2 protein-coding genes are annotated in these 1,322 nt (G+C 66.0%); one reads left to right on the forward strand and one right to left on the reverse strand.

Features of this window, described 5'->3' with window-relative positions:
- Positions 1-25 precede the first annotated feature (25 nt).
- Positions 26-900 (reverse strand): IS5 family transposase gene (locus ACIQMX_RS42475; RefSeq protein ID WP_402487086.1). Its coding sequence is split into 2 segments (ribosomal slippage): positions 26-510 and positions 510-900, totalling 876 coding nucleotides; the frame shifts between segments, so codons are not numbered across the junction.
- 65 nt (positions 901-965) lie between these two features.
- Here ACIQMX_RS42475 and ACIQMX_RS42480 point away from each other — a divergent pair.
- Positions 966-1,280 (forward strand): DUF6980 family protein, encoded by a 315-nt coding sequence (locus tag ACIQMX_RS42480; protein ID WP_249764214.1) that lies wholly within the window; start codon positions 966-968, stop codon positions 1,278-1,280.
- Positions 1,281-1,322 lie beyond the last annotated feature (42 nt).

Consider the following 1,322-nt stretch of genomic DNA (forward strand, 5'->3'; position numbering starts at 1 on the left):
CTAGGGCGTGTATCGAATGTGCTGGTCACAGCCACTCGTTGATGGCCGCCACGAGGACGGTCGCCTCGTAGCGGACCGCGAGTTTGTCGTATCTCGTGGCTACGGCCCTGTGGCGCTTGAGGCGATTGATGCCGCACTCGACCGAGTGCCGAGCCTTATAGTCCTCCGCGTCGAACTTGGGCGGCCGACCGCCGCGAGAGCCGAGTTTCTTGCGGTTGCGGGCTTGGTCGGCCTTGTCCGGGATGGTGCAGCGGATACCGCGTCGGCGTAGGTAGGCGCGGTTCTTGCGGGACGCGTACGCCTTGTCGGCACGGACCCGGTCGGGCCGGGTGCGGGGGCGGCCGGCACCCAGGCGGGCGACACGGACCTTCTTCAAGACGGGTTCGAACTGCGGGGAGTCTCCACGCTGTCCGGCCGTTATCACGATGGACATGGGCTTCTGGCCCTGCTCGACGGCCAGGTGCACCTTAGTGGTCAGGCCGCCGCGCGAGCGTCCCAGACCGTGATCGTCCGGCTCGACGGCGACGCCGCCGGGCGGCTCGACCTGCAGATCCCCCTTTTCCTCGCCCCGGCAGCATGCTGGTGGGCCCGGCACACAGTGGAGTCGATGTTAAGGTCCCAGGTGATGAGCTCCCTGGCGTCGGCCTGGGCCTGCAGCTCGCTGAAGATCCGCTGCCAAGTGCCGTCCCGCTGCCAGCGGCGGAACAGGTCGTACACCCGCGCCCAGGGCCCATACTGCTCCGGCATATCCCGCCACGGGACGCCGGTGCGGGTGCGGAAACGTATGCCGTCGATCAGCTGCCGCCTGGTCCATATCGGCGGACGCCCCGGCTTCTTGCCCACGGGCAACAACGGCTCCAGCCGGGTCCACTGCGTATCCGTCAGATCTCCACGTGCCACCGAGCGATCATCACAGACCGTGATCTACTTCGGGGCATAGTGTCGATGAACGAGAAACCGAGATCATGACCAGTCACTGCTGCGAGGCGATGAGCCGCCGGGTGAACGTGCCCTGCGACCAGCACAACGATCCCTTTGCCTGTCCGGACGCGTTGATCACGTTCAGCGCCAAGTTCCAGGAGTACGGGCTGATCATCCACGACGGCGGCACATCGAGCATCACTATCGACTTCTGCCCCTGGTGTGGACGACGCCTCCCCGAATCACAGCGGGACCGATGGTTCGACGAGTTGGAACGCCGTGGGATCGATCCGTGGGAGGACGAAGTCCCAGCCGAGTTCCAGGATGACCGCTGGCTCGCCGCCCCGTCGCGGGACTAACGAACCAGCAGCCTCTCAAGCCACTTCCGATACACGCCCTAG

Origin of the sequence: Streptomyces sp. NPDC091416 (assembly GCF_044756845.1) — a bacterium.
GTDB lineage: Bacteria > Actinomycetota > Actinomycetes > Streptomycetales > Streptomycetaceae > Streptomyces.